Source organism: Sphingomonas oryzagri, from assembly GCF_029906645.1.
GTDB classification, from domain to species: domain Bacteria; phylum Pseudomonadota; class Alphaproteobacteria; order Sphingomonadales; family Sphingomonadaceae; genus Solisphingomonas; species Solisphingomonas oryzagri.
On record NZ_JARYGZ010000001.1, the window covers coordinates 674,222 to 695,931 of the forward strand.

The 21,710-nt window shown below is 65.9% G+C and carries 17 protein-coding genes; 5 read left to right on the top strand and 12 right to left on the bottom strand.

Going from position 1 to position 21,710, the window contains the following annotated elements:
• Positions 1–83 precede the first annotated feature (83 nt).
• From QGN17_RS03165 to QGN17_RS03180, 4 genes are read left to right on the top strand one after another with little or no spacing between them, the layout of a single operon-like run.
• Positions 84–695, top strand: a complete 612-nt coding sequence (locus QGN17_RS03165; RefSeq protein WP_281043065.1) for an FMN-binding negative transcriptional regulator — start codon at positions 84–86, stop codon at positions 693–695.
• Complete coding sequence (locus QGN17_RS03170; protein ID WP_281043066.1) at positions 695–2,095, top strand: amidohydrolase family protein; 1,401 nt, start codon at positions 695–697, stop codon at positions 2,093–2,095. Before QGN17_RS03165 ends, QGN17_RS03170 begins: the two co-directional genes overlap by 1 nt.
• Positions 2,092–3,375: an amidohydrolase family protein gene (locus QGN17_RS03175; RefSeq protein WP_281043067.1), complete on the top strand. Its 1,284-nt coding sequence runs from the start codon at positions 2,092–2,094 to the stop codon at positions 3,373–3,375. The genes QGN17_RS03170 and QGN17_RS03175 overlap by 4 nt, the downstream gene beginning before the upstream one ends.
• Positions 3,372–6,653 (top strand): amidohydrolase family protein, encoded by a 3,282-nt coding sequence (locus QGN17_RS03180; protein ID WP_281043068.1) that lies wholly within the window; start codon positions 3,372–3,374, stop codon positions 6,651–6,653. The genes QGN17_RS03175 and QGN17_RS03180 overlap by 4 nt, the downstream gene beginning before the upstream one ends.
• Before the next feature lie 129 nt (positions 6,654–6,782).
• Here QGN17_RS03180 and QGN17_RS03185 read toward each other — a convergent pair whose 3' ends face one another.
• The 9 genes from QGN17_RS03185 to QGN17_RS03225 all read right to left on the bottom strand — a co-directional run bounded on the left by QGN17_RS03185 (position 6,783) and on the right by QGN17_RS03225 (position 17,428).
• Positions 6,783–7,979: a histidine-type phosphatase gene (locus tag QGN17_RS03185; protein ID WP_281043069.1), complete on the bottom strand. Its 1,197-nt coding sequence runs from the start codon at positions 7,977–7,979 to the stop codon at positions 6,783–6,785.
• Entirely contained in the window at positions 7,979–10,228 is a 2,250-nt protein-coding gene (locus QGN17_RS03190) for a TonB-dependent receptor (RefSeq protein ID WP_281043070.1), read from the bottom strand. Before QGN17_RS03190 ends, QGN17_RS03185 begins: the two co-directional genes overlap by 1 nt.
• A 36-nt stretch (positions 10,229–10,264) precedes the next feature.
• Positions 10,265–11,677: a sensor histidine kinase gene (locus QGN17_RS03195; protein ID WP_281043071.1), complete on the bottom strand. Its 1,413-nt coding sequence runs from the start codon at positions 11,675–11,677 to the stop codon at positions 10,265–10,267.
• Positions 11,674–12,372: a response regulator transcription factor gene (locus tag QGN17_RS03200; RefSeq protein ID WP_281043072.1), complete on the bottom strand. Its 699-nt coding sequence runs from the start codon at positions 12,370–12,372 to the stop codon at positions 11,674–11,676. Before QGN17_RS03200 ends, QGN17_RS03195 begins: the two co-directional genes overlap by 4 nt.
• Positions 12,373–12,631: 259 nt before the next feature.
• Positions 12,632–13,879, bottom strand: a complete 1,248-nt coding sequence (locus QGN17_RS03205; protein WP_281043073.1) for an MFS transporter — start codon at positions 13,877–13,879, stop codon at positions 12,632–12,634.
• Positions 13,880–13,940: 61 nt separating this feature from the next.
• A complete protein-coding gene (locus QGN17_RS03210) occupies positions 13,941–14,555 on the bottom strand; it encodes a glutathione S-transferase family protein (protein WP_281043074.1) in 615 nt (204 codons plus the stop codon).
• Between the two features lie 85 nt (positions 14,556–14,640).
• Complete coding sequence (locus tag QGN17_RS03215) at positions 14,641–15,534, bottom strand: phosphate ABC transporter substrate-binding protein (protein ID WP_281043075.1); 894 nt, start codon at positions 15,532–15,534, stop codon at positions 14,641–14,643.
• 21 nt (positions 15,535–15,555) lie between these two features.
• Positions 15,556–16,536, bottom strand: a complete 981-nt coding sequence (locus QGN17_RS03220; protein WP_281043076.1) for an ABC transporter substrate-binding protein — start codon at positions 16,534–16,536, stop codon at positions 15,556–15,558.
• 40 nt (positions 16,537–16,576) lie between these two features.
• Positions 16,577–17,428 carry an amidohydrolase family protein gene (locus QGN17_RS03225; RefSeq protein ID WP_281043077.1) on the bottom strand — a complete coding sequence of 284 codons (852 nt, stop codon included), beginning with the start codon at positions 17,426–17,428 and terminating at the stop codon, positions 16,577–16,579.
• Positions 17,429–17,646: 218 nt separating this feature from the next.
• On the opposite strand from QGN17_RS03225, the gene QGN17_RS03230 reads away from it, so the two are divergent.
• Positions 17,647–18,552 (top strand): LysR family transcriptional regulator, encoded by a 906-nt coding sequence (locus QGN17_RS03230; RefSeq protein ID WP_281043078.1) that lies wholly within the window; start codon positions 17,647–17,649, stop codon positions 18,550–18,552.
• Between the two features lie 30 nt (positions 18,553–18,582).
• On the opposite strand, the gene QGN17_RS03235 is transcribed toward QGN17_RS03230, so the two are convergent.
• From QGN17_RS03235 to QGN17_RS03245, 3 genes are read right to left on the bottom strand one after another with little or no spacing between them, the layout of a single operon-like run.
• Entirely contained in the window at positions 18,583–19,440 is an 858-nt protein-coding gene (locus QGN17_RS03235) for an HpcH/HpaI aldolase family protein (protein WP_281043079.1), read from the bottom strand.
• An 18-nt stretch (positions 19,441–19,458) separates the two neighbouring features.
• Positions 19,459–20,532, bottom strand: a complete 1,074-nt coding sequence (locus QGN17_RS03240) for a phosphotransferase family protein (RefSeq protein WP_281043080.1) — start codon at positions 20,530–20,532, stop codon at positions 19,459–19,461.
• Positions 20,529–21,710, bottom strand: coding sequence for an acyl-CoA dehydrogenase family protein (locus QGN17_RS03245; protein WP_281043081.1), 1,182 nt, complete (start codon positions 21,708–21,710; stop codon positions 20,529–20,531). The genes QGN17_RS03240 and QGN17_RS03245 overlap by 4 nt, the downstream gene beginning before the upstream one ends.

A 21,710-nucleotide genomic window follows, 5' to 3' on the forward strand; every position in this document is an offset into this window, starting at 1 on the left:
CCGGAGATGACTTTTCGCAAGAGGCATGGCTCAGGCTCCGGGGGCGAAGTCATGCCATGCGGTAACGATCGGGGGACAGGCGCATGGCGGATCTATTCGAGCGCTTCGAGCCCGTAGATGCCCGTGATTTCATCGCCGAATATCCGCTCGCGTGGCTGCTGGCGACCGGAGGGCAAGCGAACGAGGCGGCGCAATTGCCGCTTCTTGGCGAATATGGTGCTGATGATGACCTCGTAAGCCTGTTGGGCCACATTCCGCGTCGGCACCCGCTGGTGCCGGCGCTGGAGGCCAGGCCTGCCGGTCTGGTGCTGTTTCAGGGCCCGCAGGCCTATATCTCGCCAAACCAGGCCGGAATTCGAAACTGGGCGCCGACCTGGAACTTCATGCAGCTCAGCATCGAGGTTGAAATAGAGTTCCTGCCTGGCACGACGGGTGCAGCGCTTTCGGCCCTCGTCCATCAGATGGAAAAGCGGCGTCCGAACCCGTGGAATGCGGGCGAGCTGGGTGACCGCTACGATGTTCTCGAGCAGCGCGTCATCGCCTTTCGCGCGCAGGTGAAGCGATTGGTCGGGCGGTTCAAGCTGGGTCAGGACGAACAGCCCGACGTTCGCGCCTCGATCATCCGTTCGCTTGATGACAGGCCGCTGGCTTCATGGATGCGCCGGTTCGAAGACCGGGATGGAGGCGTGTCGTGATGACGGGTGTCGCCCGAGGTGCGATCGCGGTGATGGCGGCGCTGTCGCTCGGTATGGGGGCGCAATCGGTTTCCCCGCGTGGGATCGCGCCGTGGCGGATCGATCCCTTTCCCAGCACCTATCGCCCCCTGCCGCGTTCGGATTTCCTTCTGACGAACGCGATCGTCCTCGATGGCGCCGGGCACCACCTCGATCGGGGCGAGGTGCTGGTGCGTGATGGCAAGATCGTTCAGGTCGGCGTCTCTCTTGCCCATGCGCCGGGTGTTCGCGTAGTCGACGCGGGCGGGCGCTGGGTCACGCCGGGGATCATCGACGTCCACACGCATAACGGCACGTTCGTCGTTCCGCTGACCGATATCGACAAGGATTCCTCCGACGTATCGGAGCTGAACAGCCCCGATGTCGCGGACACTTGGATCGAAACGGCCGTCAACGTGCAGGATACCGGTTTTTCCCGCGCGCTCGAAGGCGGGGTTACCACCATGCAGATCCTGCCCGGATCGAGCCCGATCTTCGGTGGCCGCTCGGTGATCGTCCATCCGATCGAGGCCACGAACATCGCGGCGATGAAGGTGCCGGATGCGCCCCAGGGCTTCAAGATGGCCTGCGGCGAGAATCCCAAGAGCCAGGATGCCGATGCCCACGACATCCATGGCCCGACCAGCCGCCAGGGCGAAATCACCTACATCCGGGACGCCTTCATGGCCGCGCGGGACTATCGGGACGCATGGACCCGCTATGCGCAGGGCAAGGCGGCGTCACCACCCAGGCGGGATCTGAAGGCGGAGGCGCTGGCCGGGATACTAGCCGGCGACATCCATGTGAACATGCACTGCTACCGGTCGGATGACATGGCGACGATGCTGGAAGTGGCGCATGAATTCGGTTTCACCATCGGTTCCTTCCATCATGCCGTCGAGGCGTACAAGATCCCGGCCCTGCTGCGCAACGCTGGCACCTGTGCGGCCGTGTGGGGCGACTGGTGGGGGTTCAAGATGGAGGGGCTCGATGGCGTGCGTGCCAATGCCGCGATGCTCGATCGGGCCGGCGTGTGCGTCAGCATGCATTCGGATTCGGCGATCACCGGCCAGCGGCTGAACGTCGAGGCGGCCAAGGCCGGCGGGGCCGGGCGGGCGATCGGGATCGACGTGCCGCCCGAGCGGATGATCGAGTGGGTGACGAGCAACTCAGCGCGCATCCTCGGCATGCAGACGCGCATCGGTACGCTGGCGCCGGGTTACGATGCCGATCTCGTGATCTGGTCGGCCGATCCCTTCAGCGTTTACGCGCGGGCCGATCTGGTCGTGATCGACGGAGCGGTCGCCTATGATCGCGCGTCGCCGCCGGCGCATTCGCCTTCCGATTTCGAGCTCGGACGGACGGGAGCACCCCACCCATGAGGACCGCCTTGCTGGGCAGCGTCGCGCTCGCCATCCTGTCCGGGACGGCCGTGCGCGCGCAACCGATCGCGATCGTGCATGCCAAGGCATGGACGATGACCGCCGCGGCTCCGATCGCGGATGCGACGATCCTGATCGATGGCGGCCGCATCGTCTCCGTGACGCCGAGTGGGGCCGTACCCCAGGGCGCGGAGACGATCGATGCCAAGGGGCAGCCTGTCACCCCCGGCATCGTCAACTCGGCGACCCAGCTGGGCCTCATCGAGGTCAGTTCGGCGGCAGGGACGCGCGACCAGACATCCGAAGCCCATGGCATAGGGCCGGGCTTCGATGTCAGCCCGGCGCTGAACCCCAATTCCGCTCTCGTTGCGCTCGCCCGCGCCGACGGCCTGACGGGTGCGCTCAGCTATCCGTCGAAATCGGACGAGGCACCGTTCGCAGGGCAGGCGGCGCTGATCAAGCTGCGGACCGATGGCGGGATCCTGGATCGCCGCGGAGCCGCTGTGGTTGCGGTCATCGGAGGCAACAAATGGCCGAAGGATGCCGGCTCGCGTGCCGCCCAATGGCAATTGCTTCGCAGGGCGTTCGGCAAGGTCGCCGATGGTCGTCGTGGCGATGGCGGCAAGCATGGCGACCATGGGCATGGCGACGGTCCGCCGGGGCCGCCTCCGGGCAGCGATGATGCGGTGCTGGGCGACGTGCTCGGCGGTCGCACGCCGCTCGCCATCTTCACCGATCGCGAATCCGACATTCGCGAGGCGATCCGCTTCGCACACGATTTCTCCGTCCATGTGGTCATCATGGGCGGTGCGGAGGCCTGGCGCGCCGCTGCCGAACTCGCCGCTGCGCACATCCCGGTGGTGCTGGATCCGCAGGCCAATATGCCGACGTCCTTCGACGAGCTAGGCAATCGGCTGGACGCGGCGGCGATCCTCCAGAAAGCGGGTGTGGTCGTGGCCTTCGGGATGGCCGGCGGCGCCATCGAGGAAAGCTACAATGCCGGGCTCGATCTGCGGGAGGGCGCAGGGCTCGCGGTTGCCAACGGTATGCCTTATAGCGAGGCGCTGAAGGCGATCACCGTCAACGCGCACAGCCTGTGGGGTGGGGGCGACGGCACGCTGGCGGCAGGCCAGCCGGCGGACATCGTGCTGTGGGACGGCGATCCGCTCGAGCCTTCGACCAACGCGCTTACCGTGCTGATCGACGGCCAGCCGGTCTCGACGGACAACCGCCAGCGCGCGTTGGAAGAGCGGTATCTCCCGCTGGCAAAGCCGCAATGAGGGGGGCGTCGGCCGGCATTCTGGCGCTGCTCCTCGCCGGCAGCGCGATGGCAACCGTGCCGACCAATGGGATCGGCAGCGATGGGAGGACCCAGCAGGCGCCCGGCCAGAGCCTGCCGATGCAGCCGGCGCGGACCATCCGGATCCACGCCCATAGCGGCACATGGATGTCGCTCGACATATCGCGCGACGGGCGCCGCCTGCTGTTCGACATGCTCGGCGATCTCTACACGATGCCGCTATCGGGCGGGCCGGCGCGACAGCTGACGCAGGGCCTCGGGTTCGACACCCAGCCGACCTTCTCGCCCGATGGCCGATCGATACTGTTCGTGAGCGATCGCTCGGGCGCCGACAACCTTTGGGTGGCGGATGCCGATGGCGGCCACCCGCGCCAGATCAGCTTCGGGGACGACGATGCCGTCCTTGTGTCGCCGGCATGGGCGGCGGACGGGCGATCGGTCTTCGTCAGCCGCTATCGGGCCGATCTCAACAATGTCGAGCTCTGGCGCTACGGGCTGGATGGCAGCGCCGAACTGCTGGTGCCGATTCAGCCGAATGCCGACGCGCCCCGATCGGCCTGGCAGAGCGCGCTCGGCGCCGTCGCCGCTCCCGATGGCGAATGGCTCTATTATGCCAAGCGGATCGGTGGCATCGACTTCGACGAGGTCGATAGCTGGACGATCGTTCGGCGCGATCTGAAGACGGGGCGGGAGACGTCGATCGTCGCCGGGGCCGGCAGCAGGGGCGCCGACCACGACACGGCGTTCCGGCCCGCTCTGTCCCCGGATGGTCGCCTGCTCGCCTACGAGGTCCGCACGGCGGGCCAGACCCGGCTGCGGCTTCGCGATCTCGTGACGGGGACGGACAGGCTGCTCGCCGCGCCGCTCGATCCGGATCAGCTCGAGGCATCGCTGTGGCAGGATATCATGCCGCGCTACGCCTTCACGCCGGATGGCAAGGCGATCGTCATCAGCCGTGCCGGCGGCTTCGATCGCATCGCGCTCGATGGTGGAGCGACCAGGCGGCTTGCGCTCGACGCGGACATGCGGGTCGATGTCGGGCCGAGCACGCGCCACGCGATCAGCGACAGCAGCGGCCCCGTCAAGGCGCGGCTGATCCAGGCGCCCGTCGCATCGCCCGATGGTCAGCGGCTCGCTTATATGGCGCTCGGCGGCCTCTACGTGCAGGCGGCCGTCGATGGCGCCGCTCCACGCCGCCTGCCGACAGGCGCGGACATCGTCGCCGAGCCGGGCTGGAGCCCGGATGGGACCTGGCTCACCTATGTGAGCTGGAGCGAGGAGGCCGGCGGAACCGTCTGGATGATCAAGGCCGACGGTTCCGGGCCGCCGAAGGCGGTCAGCCGCTTGCCGGCCTTCTACACGGCACCGGCCTTCACGCCGGACGGCACGCGGATACTGGCGTTCCGCTCCGCCCAGGCGGCGCGGCAGCAGACCAATTTCGAATTTCCGCGTGTCCGCGATGCGGAACTGGTCGAGATGTCCGTGGCCGGCGGTGACGCACGCGTCGTCACCCATGGCGAGATCGGCGGCCGGCCGCAGTTTGTTGGCGGGGGGCAATCCGTCACCATCAAGGACAGGAACGGGCTGATTGCGGTCGATCTGGCGACCGGGGCCACGCACCCTGTCGCAAGGATATTGGGGCCGGGCTGGTATTTCATGCCGGGATCCGTTCCGGCGGACGATCTGCGCATCAGCCCCGGCGGCAGGTACCTGCTTGCCGGGATCGCGCAGCAGCTGTTCCTCGTCGAGGTTCCGGAGGGCGGGAAGGTTGCGGACCTCACCGATCCGGCCCTGCCGAAGCGGCGCATCACGACCGGCGGTGTCGATTATTTCGAATGGGGGGCGGGCGACGAGATCCAATGGTCCGTCGGCAGCAGCTTCCGGCGTGAACCGCTGTCCGCGGTGCTTCCCCTGGCGACCGGCGCGCCCGCGCTTCCGCCGAGCCAGCCGCCGGCGATCGCGATGAATGTCGAGGTCCCGCGTGCCGTACCTGAGGGCAAGCTGCTGCTGCGCGGTGCGCGGGTGCTGACGATGGCTCAGGGTGACCGCATCATCGACGACGCCGATATCCTCGTCGATCATGATCGCATCGCAGCGGTCGGCCCGCGCGGCTCCTTTACCCTGCCGGCGGATACCACGATCCGCGACGTGACCGGCAAGGTGATCGTGCCCGGCTTCATCGACGAGCACGACCATATCGGGGAGATACGGCGCGACGTCCTGAGCACCGAGGATTGGGGGCTTCGTGCCCGGCTCGCTTATGGCGTGACGACCAGCTTCGATCCCTCCACGCTCAGCATAGACATGCTGAGCTATCAGGACATGCTCGATGCGGGCCTGATGACGGGGCCGCGTCTGCGTTCGACGGGCATGGCGATCTTCTCGATGAACCGCTTCGCCTCACTGGATCAGGTACGCGCCGTGCAGCAGCGCTACCGGCAGGATTACGGGCTGGGCAACATCAAGGAATATCGCACCGGCAATCGGCGCGTGCGCGAATGGATGGCGATGGCGGCGCGGGAAGAAGGCCTGCAGCCCACCACCGAAGGCGCGCTGTCGATGAAGCTCGATCTTTCGCAGATCCTCGACGGGTTTGCCGGGAACGAGCATGCCCTCGCCGCCGCGCCGCTGGGTGACGACGTGATCGGCCTGCTGGTCGCGATGCACACCAGCTATTCGACCACTTTGATGGTGACGAATGGTGGGCCGGAGGCGTCCGACTGGTTCATCGTCCACAGGAATCCGTCGGAGGATGCGAAGATCCGGCAATTCTGGACGCCGCCCGCGATCGAGCAGAAGCTGATCGACCGGCCCGGTCTGCCGCTGCAGGATTATCGCTTCCAGCCGATCGCGGCGGATGCGGCCCGCGTGGCCAAGGCGGGCGGCCTGGTTGGGATGGGCGCGCACGGCGAGGTGCCGGGCATCGGGTTCCACTGGGAAATGGAAGCGCATGCGATGGGCGGGATGACGCCGATGGCCATCCTTCATGCGGCGACCGCTGGATCGGCCGAAACGATTGGACGGCTTGCCGATCTCGGCACGATCGAGCCGGGCAAGCTGGCGGATCTCGTCGTGCTGGACCGCGATCCCCTTGCGGACATCCGGAACACGACATCGATCGATATGGTGATGCGGGGCGGATTTCTCTATCTTGGTTCGACACTCGACGAGCTTTGGCCGCAGCGGGTTCCGCTGGCCGAGCCGTGGTTCCGGCGTGCCGCCCCGGACCAGTGGTTGCCGTCGAACCAGGCGCCGTAACTCTGGCGCATCACAGAATTTGAAGCCTAGTTCGTGAAGACAAACCGTTATGGGGGGCGTTCGCCAGACGCTCGGCCGGCCGCGCATCTGCCCCTTCTCCGGCCTTCGATTGCCTTTCGCGGTTTGCGATCACTTTGCCAATGGTGGGCCTCCGGGCTGCAGCGCCGAGCGCAATCCAGCCGCATCGCACCCGGCGGTATCCGCGCAACCCGCGAAGCGCAGCGTCTGCACCGCGGCGGGCGAGAGCGGGGTCAGGCCGCGCATCTCGTCGAGCGACTGGCTGCGAAAGCGGACGGCCAGTCGGTAACGGCCGGATCCGTCGGTCCAGCGCTCGAAGATCAGGGCGCCACCGGGCGGCGGGTCGTCGGGCGCGAACTGGGGCGCCTTCCAGTGCAGGCCCAGCGCCCCGCCGATCAGCGCGAGATTGGTGTCGTGGCCCACGAACAGGCTGAATGGCGGCGCATCCGGCGCGGACAGGGCATTGGCCACCTCGCCGAGCAGTGCGGATGATCCCGCGCGAGCGATCGCCGGCGGGCGGGCGGTCAACGCGAATTCCCGGCTGTGCAATTCCAGCAGATGGGTGATCGTATCGCGGGTCGCGCGGCCCCAGCCGACCTGGGCGAGCGGCTGGCCGTCGGCATATTCCAGCGCCAGCGTCTCGGAGAAACTGCCGCCGGTCGCCAGCGCACCGCCCAGCTTCACCCGTCCACCGTTGGCCGAAACGACGGTCGGTTTCGCGGCGATGCAGGGGGATGCGTGGCAATCGAGGATATGATCGATCGCGGCCCAATCGTCGGCCAGATCGCGATCGAGCCGCGACGCGCCGCCCTGAGGCAGTGCCGCATTCGCGGCGGCGGCCGTCTCGGCATTGGTCAGCGGCGACGTGCCGTCGAACGGTGAGAAGCGCGGATCCCGTTGTCCAGCCGCCTCATGATCCACGCTCGTCGTGCAACCCGGCAGCAGCGCCGCGACATAGACTTCGGCGGTACGCACCGTGCGCTGGTCGGTGTCGGCCACGGCGCGGATCGCCGGGCAACCCGATCCCAGCACACCGGCATAGGTCGCCCGATCGAAGGCGCCGAGCATCGTCACCGCCTGCTCGCCATGGTGGCTGAGTTCGCCCCAGCCCACATCCCAGGCTGGCCAGGGCGCGGGGGCGAGGCCGGCGGGCAGTGGCTCGGCCTTGGTGGGCGGGCGGATGCCGTGGCGCATCACCACCACCACCCGGTCGATCCGCCAGCCGGGAGCCGGGGTGGCCGATGTCGCGAACGATGCCGCCGCCGACGTCGCCAGCACCGCCGTCAGCACGCGCGTCACGGCGCGCATCAGAAATGCGTCTCCAGGTTGAAGAACACGCTGCGGCCGGGCTGGCGCAGGTAGAGATTGTAGGGCGACTGCTCGCCATCGGCCGTGGTCGACTGGGTGCCGGCATAATCCATGACGGCGTGGCTGTTGAACAGGTTGCCGACCTTCACCGAGGCTGTCACTTCATGCAGCAGCCCTGCGACATGATCGAAGTGCCAGCCGAACGCCAGATCGGCAGAGAAGGTGGTGCCGATGCGGCTGGTCGGGTCGTCGATCGTGCCGGCGGCGATGGCCACGCTGCCGTTGAGATAGCCGGCATCCATCGGCACGTTGCCATTGTCGTTGCCGTAGCGCGGGCCGACCCACTTGCCGATCAGCGAGGCGAACGGGCCGTGCTTGTTCTCGTAGATCAGGCCGGCGGCGGCGGTCCATTTCGGCGCTTCCGCCAGCGTCGCGTGGCTGTGCTTGTATTTGGCCGAGTTCAAAGTGGCGTTGCCGTAGAAGGAGAGGCCGTGCGCCAGCACATACTGGCCCTCGAATTCCAGGCCTTTGTAGATCGCGCCGCCGGCATTGACGTAGCTGCTCTCCTCCGTGCCGTCGACGATGGTGGTCACCGGCGAGAGGAAGTTCGAGAAATCGATATAGTAAGCGTCGGCCGAGAGGCTCCAGCGGCGGCCGTGGAGCACGGTGCCGACCTGATAGTTCCAGGTCAGCTCGGGCTTCAGGTCGGTCGGGTCCTCGACCTGGAACACGTCGATCGGCGGGGCGAGGAAGCCGCGCGCGACCTGCGCATAGGCCGACCAGTTGGGCGCGATGCGGTAGTTGGCCGCGATAGAGGGCTGCCAGGCGTGATAGGAGATATCGGTTTCGCCGTTCGCGCCGCCCTTGTTGATCGTGGCGTGCAGATCGCGCTCGTAGCTGGTGTATTTGATGCCGGGGTTGAGGCTGAGTCCATCGACCGGATGGAAGTCGACCTCCAGATACGGCTGCCAAGTCGTGCCCAGATCGCTATATTGGTAGGATAGCGCCGTGCCGGTCTTGCCGGGGACGGGGATGCCGCCCTGCGAGATGTCGATCGTTTCCGAATAGCGCTTGTCGTGCTGGGAATCGAACCAGACCCCCCATTTGAAATCTGCGAATTTGGTCGGAGCCTCGAAGCGCAGCGTGTCGCCCCAGGCGCTGACGACGGCGTTGGTGTGCTTGCCCTTGATGTCGGTGGCGTAGGTGGCAACCTTCTTGCCGATGTCTGTCGGGCTGTAGAAGGTCACGCCGTCATCGGCGGGATTGTCGTCCGACGCGTCGCTCGACTCGGTATATTTGTGCGTGAAGCCGTTGTGATAGACCTGATTGTCGATCTGCACCGGGCCGATGCTGGTCTGCAGGCGGAGATATTCGAAGTCTGTCGTGTAGTGGCTCGGCTGGTAGCCGAAATAGCACATCGCGGTCCTGTCTTTGCACAAACCGTAATCGTCGCCGTACTTTGCATATTCCTGCAGTGTGGCGCCCTGCGTGGTATACTGGAATTCGCGATTGTAGCTGGCGAGCGCGGTCAGCTTGGTGGTCGGGCTGATCTGATAGATCGCCTTGCCGATCAGGTTGTCGCGATGCTCGGCCGAGCCGGTGAGGTAGCCGTCGGTCTTCTCGTGCTGCCCTTCGGCGAACATGCGGAAGCCGCCAATATCGCCGCTGTCGACGCGGCCGCCGCCCGAGAAGGTGTTGAAGCTGCCCGCCGTGCCATAGGCATCGACGTCGAAATGCTCGAGCGGATCCTTGGAGAGGAAGCCGACAGTGCCGCCGAAGGTAGCCTTGCCGATCGTGCTGGCCGAGCCGGGGCCGCGATCGATCTGCGCCTGCTGCAGCGCATGGGCGATGAACAGCGACGAGGTGGTGTGGTGGAGATCCTGCGAGTCGCCGAACGGAATGCCGTCGAACGTGACGTTATACTGACCGTCCTGAAAACCGCGGATCGCCATCGTCTCGGCCTTGCCGATGCCGGGGCCGTTGGGGTTGGAGGTCCAGACGCTCGGCTGGAACTTGATGATGTCGTCGATGCTGGCGAGCGGCGGGATGTTGTTGGCGATGAAGCCGGACTGGATGACCGAGGTCGGCTGCATCGCGTCCAGTGGCATCGAGGAAGGCGCCAGCGGCAGCGCGTGGCCGATGACGGTGATGTCGGCGGCGGGCGCGGTATCGGGCGTGCCGGTCTGGGCCAGCGCAGGCGTCGCCATGGCGAGCAGCGAGGTGGCACATAGAAGTGTCGGACGGCGCATGGAGAACCCTCTTCGATGGATCGGTCGAAGGGGTCGCTACGCAGCCGGTATGACAGATCGCTCGGCGGAACCTGATATTCCTGCAAGGTCGCCAATTTCCGGAATTTGCGCGGGGAAGCGGATCTCCACGATCATCCCCGGCGCGCCGTCCAGCAGCCGGAGCGAGCCATCGTGGAACCCGACGATGGCCTTGGCGATGGCGAGGCCGAGACCGCTGCCACGCTTCGATCCCTTGTCTCTGCCGCGCTCGAACGGGCGCAGAACCCGCGCGCGATCGGCGTCGGCGAGGCCCGGCCCGTCGTCGGCCAGCGTCACCACCGCCTCCATACCCTCGCGGCGCATCGCGATGCGGGCGCGGGTGCCGACGACGGTATGCCGGGCGACATTGTCGAGCAGGTTCATGAACAGTTGGAGCAGCAGGCTGCGGTCGCCCATCAGGATGGCCGGCTCGAACGGCCCGATGACCAGCGCGCAGCCCGCCTCGACCAGCACCGGCTCCATCGAATTGGCGACATCCTCGAGCAGATCGTCGAGCATCAAAGCGGCGCGCGGCGCATCGTGCCGCCCGGCCTCGATCTCGGACAGACGCAGCAGTGCCTCGAAGGTGGCGATGATCGCGGTGCATTCGCGCTCGGCGGCGAGGCGCAGGGCGGCAAAGTCGGCCGGATCGTCGCCTTCGCGGGTCAGCAGCGCGCGCAGGCGGGTGAGCGGGGTGCGCAGATCGTGCGCGAGGTGGCTGGCGAAATGGCGCTGGCCCTCGACCATCTCCTCCATCCGCGCGATCATGCGGTTGAAGCTCTGTGCCTGCGCGGCGAAGATCCCCTCCCGATCGTCGACGGGCACGCGCTGCGAGAGGTCGCCGGCGGCGATCGCATCGGCGGTGGTGCGGGTGAGCGCAAGGCGCGCCGCGATCATCCGCGCCATCGCCCGGCTGGCGAGCACGCCCATCAGCGCCCCGAACAGCGCGAGGCACAGGACCAGTGCCGGCAGCATGTCGCGCACCACCTCCTTCATCTCGTCATGATGGAGGACGGTGAGATGCGCGCCGTCGGGCAGGCGGATGGTAAAGGCGCGGCCGTCCTTGGGCTTGGAATCGCCGTCGCGGTAGCTGAGTGTCACCAGTCCGTCGCGCTGCAGCGGCAGGTCCACCCGCCCGACGATGCGGCGGCCGGAGGCATCGTACAGCAGGGCGATTTTCATCGACGTGGAGCGCGATGCAGCACGCCGGATTACCCTGTCGGCGACCGAGACGGTGTCGCGCGGCGCACCCGGCGGCATCAGCTTGCCCATCTCCTTGTAGAGCGACGCGTCGAGCTCGCGTGAGAATTGCAGGCTGGTGAGCGCCAGCACGATCGAGGCGGCGACCGCCATGCCGAGCGCCACCGCCGCGCCGATCCGCAGCGAGAGCCGGCCGATGCCGGGATCGGTTTCGGGTCGGCGCGCGGTCACTGGCATTGCTCGCTCAGCAGCACATAGCCTTCGCCGCGCCGGGTGACGATCGGGTCGCAGCCCAGTTCGAGCAGGCGCCGCCGCAGCCGCGATATGTTGCTGTCCACCAGGTTGGGGAGCGGCTGGAAGGAATGGCTCCACACCCCCTCAAACAGCATCGCGCGGGTCACCAGCCGATCGGCATGGCGCATCAGGAACAACAGCAGCGAGAATTCGATCCGGTTGAGATGGCGCTGCGCCGCGGCGAAGCGGACGTTGTGGTTGGCGCCGTCGAGCCGCAATTGCCCGATCGACAGGCTGATCACGTCGCCATGCACCTGATGTCCGCGCCGGACGAGTGCGGCCAAGCGCGCGTCCAGTTCGCCGATGTCATAGGGCTTGGCGAGATAGTCGTCGGCGCCCGCATTGAGCCCCTCAACCTTGTCGCTCGAACTTCCAAGTGCCGACAGCATCAGGACGGGAGGCAGGGGACCTTGTTCGCGCAGATAGCTGAGCAAGCCGGTGCCGGTAAGGTCGGGCAGCATGCGGTCGAGGATGATGGCATCGAACACCGCCTCCGCGAAGGCCTCGATCGCTTCGGTGCCCGTGACAGCAAGTTGGCAATGATGGCCGAGCGCGCCGAGCTTGGCAGCCAATTCCTCCGCGATAAGCGGGTCGTCCTCGACAAGTAGCAATCGCAACGCCGCAGCCTTCAAATGTATCGGCAAACGGTCACCCGTAACGGTGGATTGTGACAGTTCGCAGAGGCTGTGCATTGGGCGCACGGCTGCGTGGCGATAGGTGTCGAGCTGGCTTGCTTGATCGGGCGAGACCCGTTGGCTTAACCGGGCGGCAGGTCCGAGCAGGCTGGCCGCGGATCGGCTAAAAGCGTCGCCACCATGCTCTTCCGGCCGTGATCAACGAGTCCCGACGTGAAAATGCCAGGGGCGGCTCACCCGGCATGTCGGGGCTCGATCATAGCAATCGTCCCGCCTTTTCGTTGAGCTTGACGGTGACGACGATCAGGATCGCGGCGATTGTCGATAGGGACGCCATGATGAGGAACGCCAGGACGTAATTGTGCCAGACATCGTAGCATCGGGCGACGAGCACCGGCCCGACGATCAGGCCGAGATGCGCGACCCCGAACATGAAGCCGAAGATACTGCCGAAATATTCGACGTTGTAGAGCTTCCGGATGAAGAAAGGCAGGATGTCGGTTTCCGCTCCGTAGGCGAAGCTGACGAGGAATACGGCGACGAGCGAAGCACTCGGCCAATGGACGAAGGCCAGCAGGATGCAGCCGACGGCCTGGAGCAGGAACAATGTCCCGCCGAGCCAGTGCGCGGGGATCCTGTCCAGCAGCACGCCGCCCAGGAAGCGCGAGACCATGGAGGCCATGCCGATCGTCGCGATCGCGGTCGCCGCGAGATAGCCCAGCCCCTTGTCCGACAGCGCGGCCGCGACATTGATCTGCACGCCCGCCATGACGAGCAGCACCAGCGTGAAGGCGACAGTCAGCGTCCAGAACGATGTCTGCCTGAGATATTCCATCTTGAGCAGCGAGGTCCGAAGCGCCTTGGGAGCAGCCTGTTCACGCTGCTTGATCTGGCCCCATGGCACCATCAAATAGGCGATCACACCCACAATGGCGGTCAGGACGGCGAGCCAGTAGAGTCCCTCGCGCCAGCCCACCGCATGGATCAGCTTGCCGATGATGAAGGCATTGACCATCTGCCCGGTGCCCATGCCGCTCACCGCGATCGCGATCGCGAGGCCCAGCGATCGATCGAAACGGCTCGAGAGCAGCCTGAGATAAGCGCAGGGCGACGCTGCGGCGGCAATGCAGCCGAGTACCACCGAGGCCGCCATATAGGCCGAGTGGGACGGTGGTGCCCACGCCAGCAAGGCGAGCGAGATCGGCAACCCGATCATCGCCAGCAGCACCATGCCGCGCGCACCCCACCGATCGACCGCGACACCAACCACGGGGAGAAGCGGCGTTTCGATGATCGAGACGATGGTCAGTGCGATGGCAACATCGGCGCGCGACCATCCGCTGCCGGTCGCCATCGGCTTCAGGAAGAGGCCGTACGTGCTGAGGAAGGCCGGGCTGAGCGAGGCCGCCAGGCCGACATGGCAGGCGATCACCAGGCGGATGTTGCTCCAGCTCCATTCGGACGGGGGGCTGGAAATGTCCGTCTTCAACACGTCAGTCGCCACCGGCGTCTCTCCTCGCACGCAACATTGTCTTCATCCGGACCGGTTGCCGGCCGCTCGCCAATCATGTTCTCGCGCAGGCGCGGAGCGCGGGATACTGTTCTGCGAAACGGGTGAAATCGGCGAGCTTCGGATGCTGTGTCTCATCGGCCAGATCCGGCATCATGGCGAGCGCAAAATCCCAGACGACCGCCACCGTGATATCCGCCAAGGTCAGTCTATCGCCGAAAAGCCACTGCCCGGTGACGCCGATTTCCCGTTCGAGCGACGTGAAGGCCGCTGTGCCTTGTTGCCGCACCCGCGCCATCCACGGCGGATGCCGGCGCTCCTCGGGGCGCTGGGTCTGCTCGTAGATCAGCTGTACCGTCTTCTCGCACCCCGCGAGCGCCAGGCCGAGAATGCGCTGATGTCGTTCATAATCGACGCGCGAGTCGGGAGTGAGCGGCACATGTGGCGCCAGCTCGCGCTCGATATAGCCCAGGATCAGCGTTGAATCCATCAGCACCACGCCGTCGTCCGTGATCATGGTCGGCGCCTTGACCACCGGATTGATCCTCTCGAATCGATCATATTCGCGGAAGACCGAGACCGGATCATGATCGAAACCGACGCCGACGTGATGCAGCGTCGCGGCCACGCGGCGGACATAGGGCGAGTTCATCATGCCGATCAGCCGCACGAAACGTCTCTCCGGATGGCATCACGGCACCGGATGAGGCCGCCCCGTTCGCCACAGGCGGCCGCGAAAGACGCCGCTGCGATCATCAGGCGCCCAGACCCCTGGTCACCTCATCGAAAAGCGCATCGATCTGAACGGCTTCGGGGATAAGCTGCTGACGCACCGCCCAGCGGACCAGCAATTCCATGCCACGCCTGTTGGCCTCGATACCCGACGGCCAGTTGTCCCGGCTGCCAGCAGCCATGCCGAGCATCTTGCTTTCGCTCAGCATACGGAACAGTTCGCGGGCATATTCGGGCGACTGGTCATGGAGCGACTGCTTCAGCACGGCCATGTGGTTGATCGGCAGGATGCCGGTGCGGCGGCTCCATTCCTCGGCGGCGCCTTCGGGGAACAGGCGACGCAGTTGGGGATGTTGCGCCGCAATCGCTGGCTGAAGCCCGACGAGGACGTCGATCTCGCCGTCGATGAGCATCTGCAGGAGATCGGACCCCTTGGGCGCGCGTTCCAGGAAATCCGGCTCGCGATATTCGCGCACGTGCGGTTCCTGGACACTGATCCAGCGCTGCGCTTCCAACGGAACGCCATGATCGTCCTCGAGGAAGCCACGCACCCACAGGCCGGTGGTCTGCGTGTAGGATCGCACGCCGATCCGCTTGCCAGCAACCCGTTCGGGCGTCAGCTCGCCACGATCGCCATTGTAATAGACGTAGTCGTGCAGCGGTTCGGCGACCGCGACGAAGGGCAGCAACACCAGCGGCTTGCCGGCGGCGCGGGCCTGCAGGAACGTCAGGAGCGCCAGTTCGCCGAAGTCGTAGGCCATTTCCCGCACCATCGCGGGAAAGCCGTTCGTGGTCGGTCGAACGTCGTCGAAATCGAGCGCGAGCCGGTCGGAACGGACCTGCCCGTCGATGAGAGCTTCGGTGCGCGGCGAGCGGCCGAGAAGGGTCTTCAGCACGGTTGCTTCGGGATTTGGCATGATCATGTCCCTGCTGGACGCTCAGTTCAATGTGACGAACAGATCGGACACGTCGGGCTTCCGCTTTAGCAGCCCCTGGTCGGCCGCGTAGTCGATCAGCGCATCGATGCTCGGCCGGTTGGCGTCGACCCCGTATGGCAGCGGGTCGCTTCCGACGACGGTGGCAAGCTGGCGATAGCGCTGGATTTCGGCGTCTCCGCCCTCGGGCGTATCCACCTGCGCGAGAAACGGTGCCTTGGCCGCGAGGGCGGCATCGAACAGCGATCGCGCCACCCACGGATGCTCCGCCAGGATCGAGTCCTTCACCACCAGCAGGCCGTGGTGAGGATAGATCCGGGTGCGACGGTAGAAATCCGAGGCACGGTCGAAGCCGTGATCGAACAGATCGTGGGCGGCCACCGGCTGCGGCGGATTGGCGCCCTGGCTCCAGTTGGCGTCAGGCGCGCCCTGACGGCCAATGCCCGCGGCACCGGTGAAGGCCGCGTCGAGGTCGCCGGCCTGCCACTGGGCGACGAGCGAGCGGCCAGCGGGATCGCGTACGACATTGGGCGGCAGCGTCAGCCCCGGAACGGCCTCCTCGTCATCGACGACCCACGTCACGCCGGAGGCATCGAGACCGTAATCGTCCTTCATGATGCCGCGCTTCCAAACGCCGGTTGTGACGGTGAAGGCGCGGACGCCGACCTTCCTGCCCGCGAGATCGGCTGGGGACCGAATGCCGCTGCCGTCCCGGCACAGGATGCCGTCGTGATGGAAGAAGCGATGCAGGAAGATCGGCAATGCTGTGAAGGGCGAGCCGTGCTCGCGCGCGATCATGTAGGTGGTCGGCGCCATCTCGCAGACGTCGAACTCGAGGCTGCGGACCATTCGCCGGAACGCGCCGATGATCGGGGTCACTTCGACGAAATCGGCGGCGACGCCATCGATCGGCACGGTGCCGTTCTTCAGGTCGGCCGTGTGCGGGGCGGTGCCGATCGCGATCTTGAGGGGAAGCTGGCTCAACTGTCGGGCCTTCCGTGATTGGGGTGAGCAGCGGCGGCTGTCAGAGCGCCTGCATCGCGGGATAGATCCTGAGTGCGGTGCCGCCGAAGACGTCGGCGCGCTGCTCGTCGCTGAGAAAATCGAGAGCGGCCTCGGTCGCCGCGATCATCTCGGGCAGGGTCCCCGGCGAGGCCGGATAGTTGGAGCCCCAGGCGATCCGCCCGGATCCATAGCTTTCGAAGATCCGGCCGAAGAAGGTCGCCGCCGATGCCTTGCCATCGGTTGCATGACTGACGTTGAATGGCGTGAGCTTCAGGTTGAGGTTGGAGAAAGCGGCAAGCTCGAACAGCTTGGCGCACCGATCGTAGGGCGGCCCATCGGAGACATCCGGCATACCCAGATGATCGAGCACGACCGTCACGCGGGGAAACCGACGCAGCAGGGTTTCGACCATGCCGAGGCCCGCCGGCTGGACCTGCAGGCAGATCGGCAAACCCGCATCGCTGGCATATTCCCAGGCGGGGAAGGTTATGGGATCGTCGAGCCAGGTGCTCTGGCCCGGCATCGTGCTGCCGGTCGTGAACAGACGCATTCCGACGCCGCCGCGGGCCTGCCAGTGTTTCATCCTCTCCACCGCATCGGGCGCGAGGACGTCTATCGAGAAAACGGCGGTCAGTCGGTCGGGATGCTGCATGGCCACGTCGCAGACATAGCTGTTGTCGTGCCCGTAGGTTGTCGACGACTGGACCACGGCGGCGAGATCGATGCCGGCCTCGTCCATTGCCGCCAAAAGCCGCTCACCCGTGAGCGGCCGTTCCTGCGACCAGGTCGAACGGTTTCCGCCGAGCGGGGCGAGCGGATACCGGGCTTCGTCATCGGAGATGACATGGGGGTGGATGTCGACCTTCTTCATGCGTCCTCCCACGCCCGTCGATGCGGGCTTTGCTGTCCGCCTGGGCGGCCCCATCCCGCGGACGGCAGAGGGCTGCGACCGGCCGCCAATTCGCGGTCGATCGCAGTCGCTCTCCACTGTTCCGCCGATGGATCGATGTGCTTTTCGCGATCCGGTTGACACTGCCGAATGGTTACAGTCAAATATCATTCTGTCCGATTTCGATAGCAGGTTGTTATATGCACCTCCGCCAGCTTCTTCAGTTCGAGGCGATCCTGCGCGAAGGCAGCATCCAGGGCGCATCGCGGAAGCTGAACATTTCGCAGCCCGCGCTGACCAAGAGTCTCATGCGACTGGAGGAAGAGCTGGGCGTGCCGCTCTTCGTCCGCGAGAGCCGGGGGACGCGGCCGACGCTCTACGCCGACGCGCTACGCGATTTCGCGAACTCGGCACGTGTCGGGCACGAACAGTCGGTGCGCCAGATCAAGGCACTGAAATCGGGCGCGATGGGCACGGTTTCGATCCTGGCGGCTCCGCTGATCGGCGATCGCCTCTTTTCCAGCCTGGTCACGCAGGTTCGCGCGCTCCAGCCCGACCTGCTGCTCTCTTTCACCGAACAATCGGGCAATCTTTACGAATCCCTCGTCGAGGGGCGGCACGATTTCCTCGTCGCGACTATCAACGAGAATGTCGATCTGATGGATCTGAACGGCCAGCGCCTGTTCGACGACCAGTTCCTGATCGCCTGCGCGCCCGGTCATCCCGTGGAGAAGATGGACCGCCGGAATATCGCCGCCCTGCTGGACTACCACTGGATATTCCCGACCTCGAGCTACTATCTGCGTCGCAAGATCGAGCAGATGTTCCAGTCCGCCGATGTGCCTCTGCCGTCGCCGGTGGCGGAGATCGCGTCGGTGTCGGTGATCAAATCGGTGGTGGAAACGTCCGACTACATCACCCTGATCGGTCGTTCCGCTATCTATAACGAGTTGCGCGATGGCCGGTTGTCGTCCGTCGAACTCGATCTGCCGATCATGCAGCGGCCGGTGGGGATGATCTGGCGCCGCAACCATGGTCTCAGCGTCGCCGCCTCGATCGTCATGAAGACGCTGCTGAGCATCGCGCGCAACAGCGAAACCGACTGACCGGAACGTCGGACGTTCCGGATGGCGTGATCAGTAGCCGGCAAGCTCCCGTGCCTGGCCGGCCACGCCGTAGCTTCGCACGGGGGCGGGCATGAGGAAGCGGTAGCCCTCGTTTCGCAGGCGCTCGACATTCTTCTCGCTGGTGTGCGGATTGCCGACGGCGACATCGTGTTTGTGGCAGATCGCGACGATCCGGCGCATCGCATCCACCACCTCCGGATGATCATATTGGCGCGGATGGCCGAGCGCCTGGCTGAGGTCGCCCTCGCCGATCAGAATCAGTCCGATGCCGGGGACGTTGGCGAGGATGTCGTCGAGATTCTCGATCGCCTCGGGACTTTCGCACATCAGCCCGACCAATATCTCTCCATGCGGGGCGAGCGGCCAGACGTCCGCCCGCGCATAATATTCGGCTTGAGTAAGTCCCCAATAACGCGCGGCATGTGCGGGGCCGTCACCGCGCGCGCCCTTCGGTTCGTAGAGCGGCGCGTGCTTCGGGCGGGCGTAGCGACAGGCGGAGACGGCGTTATAGGCCTGCTGCATCGTCGCGACGTGGGGCCATATCACCCCGTAGACGCCGCGATCGAGAACCTGCTTCGCCTGCGCCTGGTTCATCTCGATCCCGTTGGCGGGGATGCGGGCCAGCGGCGTCACCGACGGCGCGATCGATCCGGTTTCGGCGATGGTCTTCCGATTGAGCATGTATTGCAGCGCGTCGCCCAGCGCCTCGACGTCATAGGGGTGATGCTCCATCTCGAACACGACGCCGTCATAGGGTGCTTCGCCCAGTTCCTGCGCGAGCAGCCTGTCGGCCTTCGCGAAGGCGGCGTAAGCCGGCCTTCCTTCTTCCCACGCCCGAATGATGCCGTTGAGGCGCCCGATAGCCATATCGTGTCGATCCTTGCGTTAGAGGGAGGCGGACATTGCCTGCCGCCACGCGATGCCGGCAAGCTCGGGAAAGACCCTGGCGCGTTCCGCTGCCTGCGCGGAAGCGGCGGTGCCACGGATCACGCGGCCCCTGATGCCATGGAAGATTGCGGCCAGCCGGAAGAAGTTGAACGCCATGTAGAAGCGATAATCGGGGATTCCGGCGCGGCCGGTGCGGGCGCAGTAGGCCGCGACATAGGCCGCTTCCGACGGAAGATTCAGCGAGGCGAGATCGGCACCGGCAAGGCCCGCCACGATGTGCGGTGGCATGTGATACATCATCGCATGATAGGCGAAGTCGGCCAACGGATGGCCGAGTGTGGAAAGCTCCCAGTCCAGAACCGCGAGTATACGCGGCTCGTGCGGATGGAAGATCAGGTTGTCGATCCGGAAGTCGCCGTGGACGATGCTGGTCTCGTCGCCCGCCGGGATGTTGGCTGGCAGCCATTCGACAAGCCTGTCCATCGCGGGGTCGCGTCCAGCCTCGGCATCGTCGAGATACTGCGCCGTCCAGCGCCCGATCTGGCGGGCGAAATAATTGCCCGGTCGGCCATAGTCGGCCAGCCCGATCGCCGCATAGTCCAGGCTGTGGAGCCGCGCGATCGCTTCGTTCATGGCATCGAAATAGGCCGGCCGGTCGGCATCCGGTACGTCCGGAAGTGCCGCGTCCCAGAAGACGCGGCCTTCCACCATGTCCATGATGTAGAACCATGTGCCGATGATGGCCTCATCGGTGCACAGGGCATGAACGTGCGCGACGGGGTAACCGGTCCGTTCCAGCGCGTCGAGCACGCGGGCCTCGCGCTCGATGGCGTGGGCACCTTTCAGCAAAGGCCCCGGCGGCTTGCGACGCAGGACATACGATTTGCCCGGTGTCACCAGCCGGTAGGTCGGGTTGGACTGTCCGCCCTTGAACTGTTCGACCGTGAGGGGACCGGAAAAGCCGGGAACGTGCGCTCGCATCCATTCGGCGAGACGCGGCTCGTCGAAGTGGAAACCCTTCCGTACGGCGGTGGTGCCTTCATTGGTACGGGCGTCGGCAGCAATGTTCATGCCATGGCCTCTCGATGCTCGCGCTTGATCCGCTTCGCGAGCGACCATTTGTGGACCTCGGTCGGCCCGTCGTAGATCCGGAAGGCGCGGATTTCGCGGAACACCTGCTCGACGATCGTGTCGCCCGATACCCCGCTTCCGCCCATCACCTGCACGCAGCGATCGGCAACACGCATCAGCGCCTCCGACACCGCGACCTTGGTCATCGAACTTTCGGTGGTGCCCAGCGAGCCACCGTCGAGCACGCCGGCACACCAGTCGATCATCAGTTCGGCCTGCTTGAGATCGATCATGTTCTCGGCGAGCATGAAGCCGACGCCCTCATGGTCGATCAGCCGCTTGCCGAACGCCTCCCGGCGGCAGGCGTAAGCGGTTGCGATCTCGTGCGCGCGCGTCGCCGCGCCGTACCAGCGCATGCAGTGCGACAGGCGCGCGGGGCTGAGGCGGACCTGCGCATATGGGAAGCCTTCGCCGGCCGCGCCGAGCATCTGGTCGGCCGGCACGCGCAGATTTTCGATCGTCACCACGGCATGGCCGCCGGGCATCGAGCTGTCGATCGTGTCGAGCAGCCGCTCGATCCGGATCGCCGGATCGGGCAGATCGACCAAGAACATGCAGGCGCCGCCGGCGCTCTCGGCCGCCTCCGACTTCGCCATGACGATGCCCACCTTTGCCCCGCAGGCACCGGTGATGAAGGCCTTGCGCCCGTTGATGACCCAGTGATTGCCGTCGGGCCGGCAGGTGGTGCGCATCATCGAGGGATCGGATCCCGCACCGCCGTCAGCGGCAGGCTCCGTCATGAAGAAGGCCGAACGCGCTTCCCCGGCGATCATCGGCGCGAGGAAATGCGCCTTCTGCTCAGCCGTGGCGACCTTGCCGATCAGATACATGTTGCCCTCGTCGGGGGCCATCGTGTTGACCGCGACCGGGCCGAGTGGCGAAAGCCCGGAACGCTGCAGCACGATCGCCGTCTCGCGCTGGGTCAGGTGGGAGCCATCTGGCAGAATGTGCGGGGTCAGCACGCCGGCATCACGCGCTTTCGCGCGCATCTCGGCGACGAGATCTTCACCCGGCCCGTGGCCGTGCACGGCGAAGCGCGGATCCTTTTCGTAGGGGATCACAACGTCGCGAACGAATGTCTCGACGCGATCGGCGATCGCCTGCGCCCGGTCAGTCAT